Origin of the sequence: Marvinbryantia sp., assembly GCF_047017445.1 — a bacterium.
Classification (GTDB): domain Bacteria; phylum Bacillota; class Clostridia; order Lachnospirales; family Lachnospiraceae; genus Marvinbryantia.
The window spans coordinates 256,893-273,108 of sequence record NZ_JBKXTT010000002.1; the positions used below are offsets into that span (position 1 = coordinate 256,893).

Below are 16,216 nucleotides of genomic sequence, written 5' to 3' on the forward strand. Positions count from 1 at the left end.
GCTCTTCCCCTTTTACTGGCTCATCGTATAAAGAAGCTCCTGGTTTTCCCCGGAAAACAGCGTTTCCCGGTAAAGCACCGTGTAGGAAATGACCGCATTTTTCATCCTGTAAAACCGGTTGTCAAGCCTGCGCGCCACCTCCGTGAGGCTCTGGTACCCGACGTTAAATTCATCCGGCACCACCAGACGCTCCACATTTCCCATATCAAGATAGTAAACCGCCTCTGTGGAATGTCCGATCCCGTAAACACGCGCGCCGTGAAGATTTCCTGCCGCCGCCTCTTTACCGGCAGCCACCAGACTGCTGTCATCCAGACAGATCACAAAATCAACCGCCGTCTGCTCCGCCAGAATATCTTTTGCATCCTCCTGCGAAGCTGCGCCTGCAGTCCAGTCGATGACGCCGCCCGTTCCCTCGATTGCCTGCGTAAAACCATCCGCCCGCTCTTTAAGCTCCTGCGAACCGTCTGTCCCCGCAAAAATCCCGATCGTTTTTCCGTCAAGCCTTTCACCAAAGTCCGCCAGCAGTTCTTCCGCCAGAGCCTCACCCATCGCCTCGTTATCCGGTCCCGTCGCCGAAATCTGCGCTTCGTCGTCCCCGTAGGACGGACAGCCTGTCAGCATCACTGGCACCTTCGTCCCGATGGTTTCCAGAAGCTCCTCCATATCGCCCGAAGCCGGCTGCAGGATCACCGCGTCCGCGCCGTTCACGATCTCGCGCTTCAGCATCGTTTCCTCCCCGGCCGCGTCAGGCTGCTCCTCGGCGCTGACGATCAGCACCTCAACGCCCATATCCTCCGCAGCCGCGCGCAATCCGTATTTAAACGCCGCCCACCGGCCTGCGTCCGGTTCCCGCAAAATCACCGCGATCCGTTCCGGCTGCCTGCCGCCGCGTTCACGCAGCATCGCGGCAGCTACCAGAATCAACATAAACGCCAGAACGCTTTCTATCAGAATAAACATTTTTCTGCTATTCTTCATCACTGTCTTCCCTGCTTATCTTACTTATCGTTTCCTCCCGGTCGAGGGCATTGCCGTTCTCCAGGAGCCTTCTGTTTTCCTCTGTAAACTGGATCGCCGGCAGGCGGATGGAGACGGTCGTCCCCTCGTCCGGCTCGCTTTCAATGGAAAGCCCATACGCCCTGCCAAATAAAAGCTGAATCCTCTGATTGACGTTTACAAGTCCAACGCCGGAGCCGTGCTTATGCACCCGGTTGCTGTCCGTCAGCAAAAGCGCTGCCTCCTCCGCCGGAATCCCGATGCCGTTATCCTTCACGGCAAGCAGCACATCCTCTCCCTCCATCCTTCCGATGACGGTAATTTCGCCGTCGTCCATGCCGCTCACGCCGTAATTGATCGCATTTTCCAGAATCGGCTGCAGGATCAGCTTAACAGCGCAGTATTCCTCCACTGCCGGATCAACCTCCATCCGGAAGGTATAGGAATCCTTGCAGCGCACCTTCTGGATGTTCATGTAGGCCTGCGCGTGCTGCAGCTCATCGTGCACGCGGATAACCGTGTAGCCGCGCGCCAGGCTGAGGCGGAAAAACCGTGCAAGCTGCGTGACCATATACGCCGCCTCATCGTTTTGCTCACCCTCGATCATCCAGGTGATAGAGTCAAGCGCATTATAGAGAAAATGTGGATTGATCTGGCTCTGCAGCGCATCCAGCTCGCTTTTTCTGCGCTCGTTCTGCTCCCAGACGATCGTCTTCATCAGGTCCTCGATCCGCTCATACGATTTTTGTATGGAATATCCAAGATGACGGATTTCCTGGGAGCCGCCGATATAAATTTCCGGCTTTTCCCCCGCCTCATACTCCAGGACCGACGTGTTCAGCTTCAGGATCGGGCGCGAGATACGCACGGATACGATGCGGTTAAGCACCACCAGCATCATCGCCATCAGAATCAGCATCATCACGAGGAAATAGCGAAGGTTGATCATTCCGTAGGCAAACATCGCATCCGGCAGCACGCCGACCAGCTTCCAGCCGGTGTAGCTGACGGTGCTGACGATCACCCTGCGGTTCTCACCGTCGAACACCTCGTCGTAGACGCCGTCCTTGTAAGCCGCGGCAATCAGGTTGTTTTCCCGCCCGATGCCGTCGCCGAGCTGCACCTGCCGCGGATGATAGATCAGCTCTCCGCTGCTGTCACAGAGATAGTAGTACTGCCCGCTGTTTTCGTCATTGATCTTTTTCATCAGCCGGGAAATTCCGGAAAAGTCCATATCTACCAGCAAAACGCCCTGCCCGGAATCGCCGCCGTTTGTCAGCTCCACCATGCGGCTTAAAGAGATCACCCAGTAGTAGCGCGGCGTGGCGTCATGAAAAAGATTCTGAATATGCGGCGTGGAAAAATGCATATTTTCCATCTCGTCCATCGCCCGCACGAACCAGTCCTGGTGCGTGACGTCCGGGTCCTCCTTCTGGGAGGCCACCGGCTCCGCCGCGATCAGACTTCCATAATAATTGTAAAGGGCAATACTGCGCAGGCTTTCCTTGTTTGCCTCATATAAAAGATTGAGACTTCTCTGGATATCCTGGTTGTCGCTGGAAATATCGTATTCCTTGATCGCATTGTAGTATGCCGCGTCAGAAACCTGCCGCATGGAAATCAGGTAATCCTCCAGGCTCTCGCTTGTCTGCTCCATCAGCATCTGCGTGCTCCGGATGACCTCGTCGCGATAAACGGCGGAAAACCGCGCCTCCAGCACCAGACCGAGAATCAGCATCAGCGAGATGGATATCACCGAGAAGGTAATCATGATGGTCGACTGGATACCACTGTGGGTTATTTTTTCCAGATATCCGAAATACTTGTTTTTCACTCTTTTATATGCTCCGTTCTGTATTTGGAAGGCGACACGCCAAAGCGCCGCTTAAACACATAGCTGAAATAATTGGAATCCGTGTATCCGACATTTTGGGCGATCACATAACTCTTTTCGTTCGTCTCGATCAGCATCCGGGAAGCCTGTTCCATCCGATAATCCGTAAGATAGGCGGTGAAGGATTTCCCGGTCTCCCGCTTGAAGGTCGTGGAAAAGTAGGAGTTCGACACGCCAAGCAGCTCGCAGATGAAATCCAGCGAGAGCGTCTCGTCCGCATAATTATTCCGCACATATTCCTCCGCCTTGCGGATATAGGATTTCGTCGAGCTGCTCCGGGCGCGGATCAGCTCCTCGCGGAACGCAAGCCCGGTGTCCGTCAGCCATTTTTGTATCGTGTCCGGCTCCATCTCCAGCAGGCGGTTGTAAAGCTTTTTCACATCTACTGAAAACTCTTTTGCGTCAATATCATTGTTTGCCAGAAAACGGTACAGCGCGCTCACCAGCTCCATGATATGGATATGATACTGCTGCAGAGAATTTGCCGTCGAAGCAATGCGTTTTAAATATTTCTCCGCCGTCTCCTGCACCTCTTCTTCTGAGCCAAGCCGGATCGCCCGGAAAAAATTCGACAGCTCCGACTCCGCCTCCGTATCTATCTTACCCATTTCCTGCGGCACAATCTCACGGATATTGATCGCGCGCGCCGCCCCGTAGATCCCGCGGTAAGAAACCGCCTCCCGCGCGCCGCTGTAGGACTGCGCAAGCTCCAGGATAGACGTGCATGCTCTGCCGACTCCGATGGTAACTACCGCATCAAGGATCCGGCGGACATACCGGCAGAACCGGTCACACTCATCCGTCAGCTCGGAGACGTCATTTTCACTTTCAAGCTGTGCGATCAGCACCATATTTCCAAGGTAGAAAAAGCTTTTCGCCTGCCATTTCTGCGCCAGGCGTTCCTTCACCTGCTGCTGGACGGACGCTGTTAAAAGCAGTGGATTCATCTCCTCCGGCACTTGACTGGTCGAGGTGTGGATCACAAGGCAGCAATAACAGGCGCCCGAAAAGGAAATCTGGTAATCCGAAAGATATTTCGGCAGCTCCTCCTCCCGGATTCTTCCTTCGATAAGGGTGGAGTAAAAGTTTGTCTGCAGAAGTGGAAGCGACTCTGCGTAATACTTCTGCAGCGTCTCCACATTGCGCTTCTCACTGATCTCCTGATCCAGCTTTTCCTTCACTCGCGTAAAGACGCGCGTCAGTTCCGACGCGTTGACTGGCTTCAGGACATACTCCTCCACCTCCAGATGAATCGCCTCCTGCGCGTACTCAAATTCGTCAAACCCGGTAAACAGAAGGATTTTCGTGGAGGGAAATTCCGCCTTGATCCTGCCCGCCAGCTCCATCCCGTCCATGTACGGCATCCGGATATCCGTCATGACGACATCCGGCTGAAATTCCTCCACCATCTCCAGCGCCTTCACCCCGTTGTTGGCGGAGCCGATGACCGAAAAGCCCATGCTCTCCCAGTCGATTTTCTTCATAATAATCTGTGTGACCTCTTCCTCGTCGTCCACGAGGAGAACGGTATAAGTGTTTGATTCCATGAATTTTTCTCCTGCCTATTTTCTAAAGCTTTGACGAATGCTGTCCATAATCCTTCGTAACATCTACTACAGTATATCAGAAAAGCAATGGGACGTCCACTGAACGTTTGCGCCGCAATCGAGTAGGAGGGAGTGATTAGCTCCCGTCCTCTCACAGCACCGGACATACGGTTCACGTATCCGGCGCATTCAATAGTTGACGTGCACAGACTGATAGGCTGTGGCTAAATCATAAAAGCCACTGCTTATCAGTCTTTCTTTTGTCATTGCCATATTTACGGCTACTGTATGTGTTGTGAACCAATAGCCCCGGCGGCTGTTTCCCGCCTTCCTCGCCAAATCTTCTGGTACTCCCATCTTTATTAGGTTTCGCACCTTTGTTTTCGGCTTTTTCCATTGTTTCCATATACACATTCGTATCCTGTGATAGAGCCATCCATTGATGTCATCTATGTTGTTCTTCATGCTTGCTATTCCGTAATAGTTCAGCCAACCTCTTGCATACACTTTGATTTTCTCAAGGCTTGGTTTGATACTCTGTACCGACCTACGGGAAGATAGGTCTTTCAGTTTTGACTTAAACTTTTTCCATGACTTTGGATGAACTCGGACATAAATTCCACTTCCGTTCCTTCCCAATGCAAAGCCAAGGAACTTAAAATTTCGGATTGCAAACACGCTGACCATACGGCTTTTCTCTCGGTTTACTGTTAATTTCAGCTTTTCCTCAAGATATTTCGTACTACTTTCCAGCAACCGCTCTGATGCACGCTTACTCTTTGCGAGAAGCACGATATCATCTGCGTATCTGATGCACGGAACACCTCTCTTTATGAATTCTTGGTCGAACTCATTGAGGTAGATATTCGCAAGCAATGGCGACAGATTTCCGCCTTGCGGCGAGCCTTCTTCTGTTTCTATGACCACTCCGTTTTCCATTACACCGCTTTTCAGACAACGCTTAATCAGCTGCACTACACGTTCATCCTTTACATTCCGTCTCAGCAGATTTATGAGAATCTCGTGATTTAAGGTATCAAAATACTTTGACAAATCAAGGGCTACCGCAAATGTGTAGCCTTGTTCCGCATACTCCTTAATCTTTATGATTGCATCCTTTGCGCTCCTGTTCGGACGGTATCCAAAACTGTTTTCTGCAAACAATGGTTCATAGATTGGCACTAACTTCTGCGTTATTGCCTGTTGGATTGTTCGGTCTATCACTGTTGGTATGCCAAGCTTTCGCACACCACCGTCTGATTTTGGAATCTCAACCCTTCTCACTGGTGATGGAGTATATTTTCCTCTAAGTATTCGGTTAATTAACTCCTGTTGATGTTCCTTTAGATATGGCAGGGCTTCTTCGATGCTCATTCCATCAATGCCTGCCGCCCCTTTGTTTGCTTTCACTCTTTTGTACGCTCTGTTAAGATTATCTTTGTACAGAATCATTTCCAAGAGCTTCGGCTGTGCACTGTCTCTTTCTTTCCATATCCGCTTGAACGACCTTGACGCTTTCGCATACCCTTCATGTTCCGCACTATCTCTTTGCGAACAGCCACTGTTTGTGTTTTCTGTCATGGGCGGTCATTCCTCCTTTCCCGGTCATACTTAAGACTCCTACTGATTCGGTCCTTCGCCTCCCGGCTACTATGACCTCTGCTGACTTCTGTGTGTTCAGCAACACTTTTCAGTGTTGGTTACTCTTTTCGGAGCGTATCACACAGACCTCCCCGGGTACCACACGTTTCCTTCTCTCCATCCATCTGCCACATTTATCATGCATGATTCCGTGTAGTTATTGGGCTTCGACTTGCATAGCAGCCTTACCCTCATGCATAACCTCATATGTGATTTCTGTTCGTCAGACCAGAGATTTGCCCGTGGGTTAGTATGTTCCCCACATCCAGCTTCCTTCAGATTCCACCTCTCGATGGACACCCTTGCCTTCGGCTATATCCTTCCCACTACCGGGCGGATTCAGGACTTGCACCTGTTGGAAACGTGCGCCGCCAGGCGCACTATGTGAAAAAAGAGCCGGACAAATCCGACTCTTTTACACCGTTTTCTCTTATTTCTTCTGCACGTATTTCAGACAGTCGAGCGTTACCGCTACCAGAATGATGATACCGGAGAACACGAACTGCAGGTTTGTGTCGATGCCGAGGATCGTGAGGGAGTAGGTGAGCGCCGTAAAAATAAATACGCCGACTACTACGCCCGAAATCTTACCGATACCACCGGTGAAGGATACGCCGCCTACTACGCAGGCTGCGATCGCATCCATTTCCCAGCCCTGCCCGTAAGCCGCGGAACCGGAACCGAACATTCTCGCGCACTCCAGCCATGCGCCGAAGCCGTAGAGGATACCTGCCATGATGAACGCGCCAACTGTTACCTTAAATACAGAAATACCGGAAACTGCCGCCGCCTCTGCGTTTCCGCCGACTGCGTACAGATTTTTGCCGAACGTCGTCTTGTTCCAGATGAACCATACGATGATAACCGCTGCCACCGCCCAGAGGATGATGGTCGGGAAACCGTTAATCTTCGGGATGATCATGTTCGGGATCGCGGATTCGATCGCACCGAAGGACACGCCCTTTGTCGCATATGTAACAAGTCCGAAGATTACCAGCATGTTCGCCATCGTGGAGATAAACGGATGCATTTTAAACTTCGCCGTGAAGAAGCCGGCAATCGTTGTGAAGAACGTACACAGAACCACACAGGCGAGCAGTCCGAGGATAACTCTTCCGGCTACCGGGATTCCGGTAAAGTCAAACACATGTCCGAAAACGGAACCGGTGTTGACGCCCTGGTGCATTATGATGGTGGCTGTCGTCATACCCATACCAACCATACGTCCGATAGAAAGGTCGGTACCTGCCAGGAGGATCAGTCCGGCAACACCGAGCGCCAGGAACATACGCGGCGATGCCTGCTGCAGGATGTTCAGCACGTTGTTGTAGGTAAGCAGCGGTGTGTGCTTGATGATCGGGGTGATGATACACAGCGCGATAAAGATGATCAAAATCGCAATATACAGACCGTTCTGCAGCAGGAATGTCCTGCGGTTGAAGGTGTATTTGTAGTTTTCCCATTTCTGTGCCTGCGTCTCCGCGAAGCTGAATTTCGACATGCGCAGAAGGTCGATCAGATGGTACTTGTAGCTGTAAGCCGCATGTCTGCGGTCCTTGATCTCCTGCAGATCCTTATCCAGGCTCATCTTTGCGTCAAACAGACGGTTTTTCTGAACGTACTTCTCGTCCTTGATTTCCTGGCGGTTGGACAGCTTCGCGACTGTCGCCTGATGCTCCGCTTTTAATTTTGCCACCTTTTCTTCGTAGGCAGTCTTGGCAAGCGCCTTCTCCTGCTCGCAGCTCTCCTTGACCGGCTGATAATATTCTCTGTCAAAATGCGCTTTCAGATAATTTTCTGCATCAGCGATCAGCTTTGCGATCTCGTCCTTGTTTGCCGCCTCCACGGATTTCGCTTTTTCCAGCTCGCCGCGCAGCTTTGCGATCGCAGATTCTTTATCCGATGCCGCCATTGTGCGATCCCGCTTGATCGCGTCAATGCTGTTCTGAAGAGAGATGACCTTGTCCGTGCCGTCTGCTCTGAGCGCGTCTATCTTTTTCTGTATCTTACCGACATACTCGTCAATAGGCGCAAGCAGCTTTTTCTCCTGCTCCGCCGTCAGAATCTTTCCATTTGCCATATTTCTCATTCTCCCTTATTATAGGTATTTGTAACTGTGGGGTGCCTGACAGTTACAGGTATTTCGCGCTAAGGCGCAGCAGCTCTTCCTGGTTTGTCTCCTTTGTATTGACAATGCCGGAAAGATGTCCGTTCGACATAACGCCGATGCGGTTTGTGATTCCCAGGATCTCCGGCATCTCCGAGGAAACCACGATGATCGTTTTCCCCTCCTTTGCCATCTTGATGATCAGCTCGTATATCTCATACTTCGCGCCTACGTCGATGCCGCGGGTAGGCTCGTCCATCATGAACACCTTCGGGCTGCGCTCCAGCCATTTTCCGAAAATGACCTTCTGCTGGTTTCCGCCGGAAAGACTGGTGATCATATCGTCCGGCCCCATGCACTTTGTATGCATGATCTTGATTTCCTTTGCGGTCGCCTTTACCATCTTTGGATCAGAAAGTGCGATACCGGATTTGTACTGCTCCAGGTTTGCGATCGTGGTGTTGAACGTCAGGTCCTCCTTGAGGAAAAGCCCGTTCGCCTTTCTCTCCTCAGTGATCATCGCAAAGCCATGATCCATCGCTTCCTTGGCGTTCGCAAAGTTCATAAGCTGCCCGTTGAAGTACACGCGCCCCGCCGCTCTGGTGCGGACACCGAAGATCGTCTCAAGCAGTTCGGTACGTCCGGCGCCCACCAACCCGTACAGTCCGAAGATCTCACCCTCGCGCACATCGAAGGAAATATCCTGCAGATGCGGCTCGTACTTGGTGGAGAGGTTCTGAATGGAAAGCACCACGCCCTTCGGCTTGTTGTCCACCGGCGGGAAGCGGTTTTCCAAGGAACGTCCGACCATCGCCGCGATCAGCTCGTTCATATTGGTGTCCTTCGTTTCCTTCGTCATAACAAGATTACCGTCGCGGAGCACGGAAATCTCATCGCAGATTTCAAAAATCTCATCCATCTTATGAGAAATATAGACCAGCGCGATGCCCTGCTCCTTCAGCATCCGCATCATCTCGAACAGTTTGTTTACCTCCTGCACCGTCAGGGAGGAGGTCGGCTCGTCGAGAACGATCACCTTTGCATTGTAGGAAATAGCTTTGGCGATCTCACACATCTGCCGCTGCGATACGGACATGTTGCGCATCGGCTGTGTGAGGTTTACCGTCATCCCAAGCTTACGGAAAAGCTCGGAGGCTTCTTTTTTCATTCTGCCTTCATCAACGATCCCCATCGAATTGACCGGGTAACGGCCGAGAAACAGGTTGTCGATCACGTTGCGCTCCAGGCACTGATTCAGCTCCTGGTGCACCATCGCAATGCCGTTTTCCAGCGCATCCTTCGGTCCGGAGAAGCTTACTTCCTTTCCATCCAGGATAATGGTGCCCTCATCCTTCTGATAGGTACCGAAAAGGCATTTCATCATCGTCGACTTACCCGCGCCGTTCTCGCCCATCAGCCCCATGACCGTGCCGCGCTTCACATCCAGGTTGATGTGATCAAGCACACGGTTTCTGCCGAAGGACTTGCTCATGCCGCGTATTGATAAGACATTTACATCTTTCTTATCTGCCATCTTCTTACTCCTATATTGTTTTTATAATGTTTCTGGCATTATCAAAAGGAATAGGGAGAATTTCTTCTCCCTAATAACCCTTGCATCTTTATCCAATCTATCTTACTGACTAAGCAGAGATGTGTAGGAAGCTGCGTTGTCTGTCTTAACCATGTTGATCGCGAATGCATCATACTGGCTCGGGTTTCCGAGACGGTTTGTGATGTTGGACTCTGTCTGTCCGTCGCCGCCGATGTACTCAACATTCAGGTTCAGAATGTCGTCGTATTTCTGAAGGAGCGGCTGGTAGGTAGCGCTCAGGAAGTTATCTGCTGCGTTGTAGATGTTCAGCCATACAGACTTCGTTGCGTGCGCTGCCTCGTCAAGCTGGTTGGATACCGGAACGTAGGTAACGGTCGCATCCAGGAAATCCTGATAGTTGTCAGCGGTAACCGCTACGTTCAATGCGTAGTAGGAGCGCTGCTCTTCATTGTATACATATACATCATCTGTCAGAACGTTGCCTGCATCATCTGCTGTGCCGATACCGGTGTCGATATCAACGCCGTCCAGTGCGTTTCTCAGAACACGAAGTGTCAGATAAGCCTGTACGTCTGCATGCTGGCTGATGGTTCCGCCGTAGCCTTCTCCAATAGCTGCAACTGCGTCGCTGTTTGCGTCATAACCGAAGGTCGGTACGCCCTGATCCTTGGACCATGCGTTGAACATTGCCATGCCCATGCCGTCGTTGTTGGAAACAACTACATCGATCTGATCGCCGAAGGAAGCGGACCATGTGCCGATCGCGTTTCCTGCGGTAGCTGCATCCCATGTAGCACCTGCAGAGTTCTTCATTTCCTGGGAAGCCAGCTCACGTACCACATAGGTCGTGCCGTTGATTTCCAGTGTGCCGTCCTGTACTGCTGTAGCAGAACCGTCGGTGTTTGTTCCAACCGGATCGCTGTTTGCATCGCCGTCTTTATCAACTGCTGTGCCAAGAGCCTTACGAACGCCTCTTGTACGTGCAATGGAGTCATTATGTCCGATATCGCCGATCGCCAGAACATAGCCGATCACGCCGTCGCCGTTGCGATCGATCGTGTCTGCATGTGCCTCGATATATTCCTTAACCATGGTTCCCTGCAGCTCTGCACCCTGGTTTGCGTCGAAACCTACATAATAGGTGTTCTCATTGAAGCTGAGCGCTGCCATATCAAGCTCGCCTGTGGAGCTGTTGGACGGCTGACGGTTGAACCATACGAGCGGTTTCTCGCTGTTAGCCACCTCTCCCTCTGCGAATGCTGTCATGGAAAGACCCATAACCGCTGCCATCGTCAGTGCAAAAATTCTCTTTTTCATACTTAAAACTCTCCCTTCTGACCGGACTCTTGTCCGTGCCGTTTGTTGATATCGTCATTATACACGAGCCTCTTCTCAAAAAAACATAGAATATTATTCTTTTCACATTGAAATTTTTATGATTTCTTCGTGAAAATACACAATATATCAAAAGCATTGACAACCTTTCTGCACACATATAAAATGACAGAAAAGCCCTGCGCAATGGAAGCTTTGCAGACGGGCGCCTATTTTTTGAAACAGGAGGCTTACAAAAGTAATGGCAAAAATTTTGATCGCAGAGGACGATGCGGATATCAGCAGCCTGATCCGCAGAATATGTGAAAATGGCGGACTGCAGGCGGCGCAGGCATTTTCCGGCACGGAAGCTGCCCTGCGGCTTAAGCTGGAGACCTTTGATATGATGATCCTTGATCTGATGCTGCCGGGCATGACCGGCGAGGAACTTCTTGAAAAGGTGAGGATGGAAAAACGTCTGGAGATTCCGGTGCTGGTACTCTCTGCAAAAGCGGCGCTTACCGATAAAGTGCAGCTCCTAAACGGCGGCGCGGATGATTATATGACAAAGCCCTTCGAACCGGAGGAGCTGCTGGCGCGTATCAACGCCTGCCTGCGAAGAGCCGGTCGCACAGTCTCCGGGCAGACGAACTCCGACAGTCTTTCCTATAAAAAGCTCTGCATCCATCCCGCGTCGCGCAGGGCAACGGTAAATGACCGCGAGCTTATCCTCACGCCGCACGAATATGAAATTCTGTTCCTTCTTGTGCAGTCCCCGGAGAAGGTATTTTCCCGCGAAGCGCTCTACGAGCAAGTCTGGCAGGGCGGTTACTACGGCGAGGACAACACGGTCAATGTCCATGTGAGCAATCTGCGAAAAAAGCTTGCTGCACTGGATGCAGACAACGAGTATATCAAAACAGTCTGGGGCATCGGCTTTAAAATGGTATAGCAATCTTTATGATTTCTTTAAACTTTCTTGAGGACTTATTTAAAGTACGGATTCTATAATACAGTCATAAAGAAAGCCGCCGGTCAAAACCGCTTCACGAAAAAGCTCCGTGTCTGCATGTATGATCCGGCGCGGAAAGGAAAAAGAAAAATCATGGAAGCTTATGCTGCAAGAACCCAGAATCTCACAAAGAATTACCGTGATTTCTGTGCGCTGGATAAAGTGAATATCTCAGTAAAACGAGGGGAAATCTACGGCCTGGTCGGCGACAACGGCGCCGGCAAAACCACCTTCTTAAAACTTTTGTCAGGACAGATCTTTCCAAGCGGCGGGGAACTGTCCCTGTTTGGAAAGCACACGCAGGAGGAGCTGAAAAATGCGCGCTCCCGCATCGGCGTGCTGATCGAGGAGGCAGGCTTTTATCCTGCACTCACCGTGGAACAGAATCTGGAATATTACCGGCTGCTAAAGGGCATTCCCGGAAAGCAATCGGTGGCGGAGGCCCTGGAAATGACCGGACTTGCCGAATTTCGAAAGAAATCCTGCCGGGAGCTGTCCTTTGGCATGAAGCAGCGCCTCGGGCTTGCGATCGCCCTGCTCGGCGTTCCCGAATTTCTGCTGCTCGACGAGCCGATCAACGGGCTTGACCCGAGCGGGATCCTGGAAATGCGCAATCTTCTTTTGAAGCTGAACCAGGAGAAAAATATCACGATCCTGCTGTCCAGTCATATTTTAAGCGAGCTGGAGCAGATCGCCACTGTCTACGGATTTCTGCAGAAGGGGCATCTGCTGGAGGAAATTTCTGCGGAGGCGCTCTATAAAAAATGTGCCGATTATGTGGAGATCCAGGTAACCGACGCGCAGACCTACGCGGTTCTTTTAGAGCAGAAGCTTCATCACACGCAGTACCAGATCCTGCCGGAGGGCAAAATACACATATTGCAGGCGGATCGCCCGACAGAAGTTTACAGTGCCCTGGCAAGCGACGCACAACTCGCGGTACTTAGTCTCTCCCGTTATCACCAGTCACTGGAGGAATACTATATGAACCTGAAAAACGGAGGTGCAGAAATATGTTAAATTATATGAGAAGTGAAATCTACCGCATCATACGCAGCCGTTCATTTTATATTTGCGCCGGAATCCTCTGCGGAATCGTACTGCTTCTGCACATCGCCCTTATGATCGGCGGCGCGATCGAACCGGATTTTAAGTATAACACCGTGCGCTTTTCTTTAAATAACTTTGTGGCACAGCCGTTTATTATGGTAATTCTCGGCGCAGTCATCGCAGGCACGCTCTTTAATGAGGACAGGAAATCCGGCGTCCTGAAAACGACTGTTGCCTACGGTATTTCCAGGGAGACCATCCTGATCGGCAAATGCATTGTCAGCCTGCTGACCGCCGTGCTCCTGCTGCTCGTAGTTCTTGTATTTTATGTTGCATGTGCCTTTCTCACCCTGCGGGAGCCGGAGTGGCTGCCGGTACAGCAGATGCTGCTTGCTATTGCCGCTTCCCTGCCCAGCGCCATCGCCTCTCTGATTTTCGGGAACGCGATCTTTATGCTCTGCCGCAGGGAAATAACCGCCATTCTCTGGTGGGCTCTGCTGTTCTACGGAATTCCGATGGCATTCTTCTTTATCGGGCTGAAATTTGAACTTTTTGAGCGGATCTCCGAGTGGATGCCATACATCTTCCTGCGCATGGGCGTTGGGGTGTCTATGAACACCTACAATAGTATCTGGGATACCGCGGGCGGTATGCTGCACTGCATCGCCGCCGGAGCGATCGGCTCCGTCATCTTTCTTATCTGGGGCACGCTGCGGCTGCGCCGTCTGGAAGTGTAAGACGGGCGAACACATCATATTTTACTTTGGGAGGAACGCTATGCAGACAATTTTACTTATTTTATGCATCCTCGCAGCGGTGTATTTCGCATACCGTTTCTTCCTGCTGCGAAAATCCATCCGCAAGACCTCATCTGCGCTGCGTGAGATCACCGGTGAGCTTTCAGAAAACCGTATCGTGAAGCTGCCCGTACAGGACGCCTGTCTGGAGGAGCTGTTGGAGGCGATCAATGAAAATCTGACCGCCATCCGCCGGGAGCACATCGTTTACGAAAAAAATGAGCGGCTGCTGAAGGAACAGATCGAGAACATCAGCCATGACCTACGCACGCCGCTGACGGCAATTCTCGGCTATCTGAAGCTGATAGACAAGGAACACTTTGACGAGACGGACGCCGAATACCTGGCGATCGCTATCCGCAGATCAGAAACCCTGCAGGCGCTGATCACCCAGTTTTACGAGCTTTCGCGCGTCACCTCGCACGATTTTTCCATAAAAAAAGAACCCGTGGATGCTGCACGGATCCTTCGTGAAATATGCCTTGCGTATTATGCGCAGCTCGAGGCTCAGCAGCTTGCAACGGATTTTTCGCTCCCGGAGCATGAGATCCGGCTGCTCGGCGACGCTGACGCGCTGAAACGCATTTTTGCCAATCTGCTGCAGAACGCCCTGCGCTATGCGCACAGTCATATCCGGGTGCATGTACAGAAAAACAATGCATCCGGCACGATCTCTTTTTTCTTTGAAAATGACATCCTGCCGGAACAGATACCTGCCGATCCCGGCCGGCTCTTCGACCGCTTCTACATGCAGGAACAGTCGCGCAGCCGCGGCGGAACCGGGCTTGGACTCACCATCAGCAAAACGCTTGCGGAGCACATGGGCGGCAGCATCGAAGCCGCCTGCCGCACGCAGGACAGCGAAACAACCTTTGCCGTGCGGGTCACATTTCCGTGTCCTTATCCTGCGGCTGCTTCATCTCTTTATTCGTAAGCCAGGGCAGCCTGATTTCCACGCCCGGAATCCGCGGCTGCCTTGTCTCCGGCTTCTGACCTCCCGGCAGATCTGCACCCGCATTCTGTTTTCCCGGCAGCTTTCCTTCTCCATTCTGTTTTCCCGACAGCTTTCCTTCTGCATTCTGAAGCCCCGGCCGTTTTATCTCCGCATTCTGAAGCCGCGCTGCTTTCAGCATTTCTGTGAAATTATTTCTTGCGCTAAGCGCCGCCAGCTTTTTAAGGGCGCTGAATACGATCTCCTGCGTTTCGGCATCCAACTGCGACAATTTTTCAAACGCCGCCGGGATCGTTGTCTTCCAGTTTGAACCAAATTCGGAAACCGTATCGATTCCGTTCACGCTGATGACCTCAAAAAGCGCGTCAACAAATCGTTCCCGTTCTTCCCGCGAAAGCTGACGGATCCACTCGTTGAGCGCGGCGTCACGCTGCTTTGCCCCCGGCGTCAGATCGCCCAGCATACAAAACTGCCCGTCCTCCACGATCCAGGAAAACGGATCGTGCTGCCACAGGCTCACGCTGCTGCTCTTAACCACCAGGAAATCCTCCTGATTCTCCAGCAGCATTCCCACCAGGGAGGATTGCGGTATCGTCTTTTCCACCTTCGGAAGCGTGCGCTGAAATTCCGCGCTTTCCAGCACGCATTCCTGAAAGCCGGGACCGTCGTGCGAATACACCTTCTGAATACGTCCCTGTATTTCGGGCGCACACTTTGCCGCCGCATAGACCGACAGATTTCCGCCCTTGGAATGACCGCCTATCAGAAGCGCCCCCTGTGTGTGCGCGGCTGCCTCGTCGAGATATTTCGCCGCAGCCTCCTGTGAGGGCACCGGGCACTGAAACGCCATGTTGAAGTCCTCCTTCCAGCCGACGATCGTGGCGTCCGTTCCCCGGAATGCAACATAAGAAAGCCCCGGTCTGATTTTAAATGTGACGGCAGAAAACTGTTTCTCCCGCTCCCTGTCAAGCTGCTCTGCATAGCCGCAGACCGTAATGCCGCGAAACCGCGGGCTTGCCGCAAGCGCAAACAAAAGCTGACGGTTGCCCTCCGGATTCCACAGATCCGCAAACATTTCCGGGAAGCATTCCGCGCGCAGCAGCTCCCGGATGCCGATTCCGTTCCAGGTGCGGATCCCCGTCATCGACTCCGGAAACTGCATGTACGAAACCCATGCAAGGATCAGGCTGTCCACGGAATTAAACGGCCGCACTTCGAAATCATCCAGCATCGTTTCTGCGTAAGTGATCATATTATTCATCGTTCTGGCACACTCCTCTCTGATTCTGCTTTCTGATCAAAACCTGCAGTCCGATCCCAACTGTCCTTGTCATGCTGACTCCTTTCC

General features: G+C 51.9%; 12 protein-coding genes. 4 read left to right on the forward strand and 8 right to left on the reverse strand.

Going from position 1 to position 16,216, the window contains the following annotated elements; translation table 11 throughout:
* Nucleotides 1-12: 12 nt before the first annotated feature.
* The 7 genes from ACLU9Q_RS03135 to ACLU9Q_RS03165 form a co-directional block, all read right to left on the reverse strand.
* Nucleotides 13-981, reverse strand: a complete 969-nt coding sequence (locus tag ACLU9Q_RS03135; protein WP_302226215.1) for a substrate-binding domain-containing protein — start codon at nucleotides 979-981, stop codon at nucleotides 13-15.
* Nucleotides 971-2,833, reverse strand: coding sequence for a sensor histidine kinase (locus tag ACLU9Q_RS03140; RefSeq protein ID WP_296907848.1), 1,863 nt, complete (start codon nucleotides 2,831-2,833; stop codon nucleotides 971-973). Before ACLU9Q_RS03140 ends, ACLU9Q_RS03135 begins: the two co-directional genes overlap by 11 nt.
* A complete protein-coding gene (locus tag ACLU9Q_RS03145) occupies nucleotides 2,830-4,440 on the reverse strand; it encodes a response regulator (RefSeq protein ID WP_296831737.1) in 1,611 nt (536 codons plus the stop codon). Before ACLU9Q_RS03145 ends, ACLU9Q_RS03140 begins: the two co-directional genes overlap by 4 nt.
* 189 nt (nucleotides 4,441-4,629) lie before the next feature.
* The gene (gene ltrA, locus ACLU9Q_RS03150; protein ID WP_412624637.1) at nucleotides 4,630-6,021 is read right to left on the reverse strand and encodes a group II intron reverse transcriptase/maturase; all 1,392 of its coding nucleotides are present in this window, start codon (nucleotides 6,019-6,021) and stop codon (nucleotides 4,630-4,632) included.
* Between the two features lie 490 nt (nucleotides 6,022-6,511).
* Nucleotides 6,512-8,170, reverse strand: coding sequence for an ABC transporter permease subunit (locus ACLU9Q_RS03155; protein WP_412624641.1), 1,659 nt, complete (start codon nucleotides 8,168-8,170; stop codon nucleotides 6,512-6,514).
* 43 nt (nucleotides 8,171-8,213) lie between these two features.
* The gene (locus ACLU9Q_RS03160; RefSeq protein ID WP_302592287.1) at nucleotides 8,214-9,722 is read right to left on the reverse strand and encodes a sugar ABC transporter ATP-binding protein; all 1,509 of its coding nucleotides are present in this window, start codon (nucleotides 9,720-9,722) and stop codon (nucleotides 8,214-8,216) included.
* Nucleotides 9,723-9,824: 102 nt separating this feature from the next.
* Nucleotides 9,825-11,033 (reverse strand): substrate-binding domain-containing protein, encoded by a 1,209-nt coding sequence (locus ACLU9Q_RS03165; RefSeq protein WP_412624675.1) that lies wholly within the window; start codon nucleotides 11,031-11,033, stop codon nucleotides 9,825-9,827.
* 286 nt (nucleotides 11,034-11,319) lie between these two features.
* Here ACLU9Q_RS03165 and ACLU9Q_RS03170 point away from each other — a divergent pair, with 286 nt between their 5' ends.
* The 4 genes from ACLU9Q_RS03170 (at nucleotide 11,320) to ACLU9Q_RS03185 (ending at nucleotide 14,850) form a co-directional block, all read left to right on the forward strand.
* A complete protein-coding gene (locus ACLU9Q_RS03170) occupies nucleotides 11,320-12,009 on the forward strand; it encodes a response regulator transcription factor (RefSeq protein WP_302592285.1) in 690 nt (229 codons plus the stop codon).
* A gap of 153 nt (nucleotides 12,010-12,162) precedes the next feature.
* Nucleotides 12,163-13,089 carry an ABC transporter ATP-binding protein gene (locus ACLU9Q_RS03175; RefSeq protein ID WP_302592284.1) on the forward strand — a complete coding sequence of 309 codons (927 nt, stop codon included), beginning with the start codon at nucleotides 12,163-12,165 and terminating at the stop codon, nucleotides 13,087-13,089.
* The gene (locus ACLU9Q_RS03180; protein ID WP_296831748.1) at nucleotides 13,083-13,856 is read left to right on the forward strand and encodes an ABC transporter permease; all 774 of its coding nucleotides are present in this window, start codon (nucleotides 13,083-13,085) and stop codon (nucleotides 13,854-13,856) included. Before ACLU9Q_RS03175 ends, ACLU9Q_RS03180 begins: the two co-directional genes overlap by 7 nt.
* 40 nt (nucleotides 13,857-13,896) lie before the next feature.
* Complete coding sequence (locus ACLU9Q_RS03185; protein WP_296907852.1) at nucleotides 13,897-14,850, forward strand: ATP-binding protein; 954 nt, start codon at nucleotides 13,897-13,899, stop codon at nucleotides 14,848-14,850.
* On the opposite strand, the gene ACLU9Q_RS03190 is transcribed toward ACLU9Q_RS03185, so the two are convergent.
* The gene (locus ACLU9Q_RS03190) at nucleotides 14,801-16,129 is read right to left on the reverse strand and encodes a DUF2974 domain-containing protein (RefSeq protein ID WP_296831753.1); all 1,329 of its coding nucleotides are present in this window, start codon (nucleotides 16,127-16,129) and stop codon (nucleotides 14,801-14,803) included. The two genes, ACLU9Q_RS03185 and ACLU9Q_RS03190, sit on opposite strands and share 50 nt — an antisense overlap.
* Nucleotides 16,130-16,216: the final 87 nt, after the last annotated feature.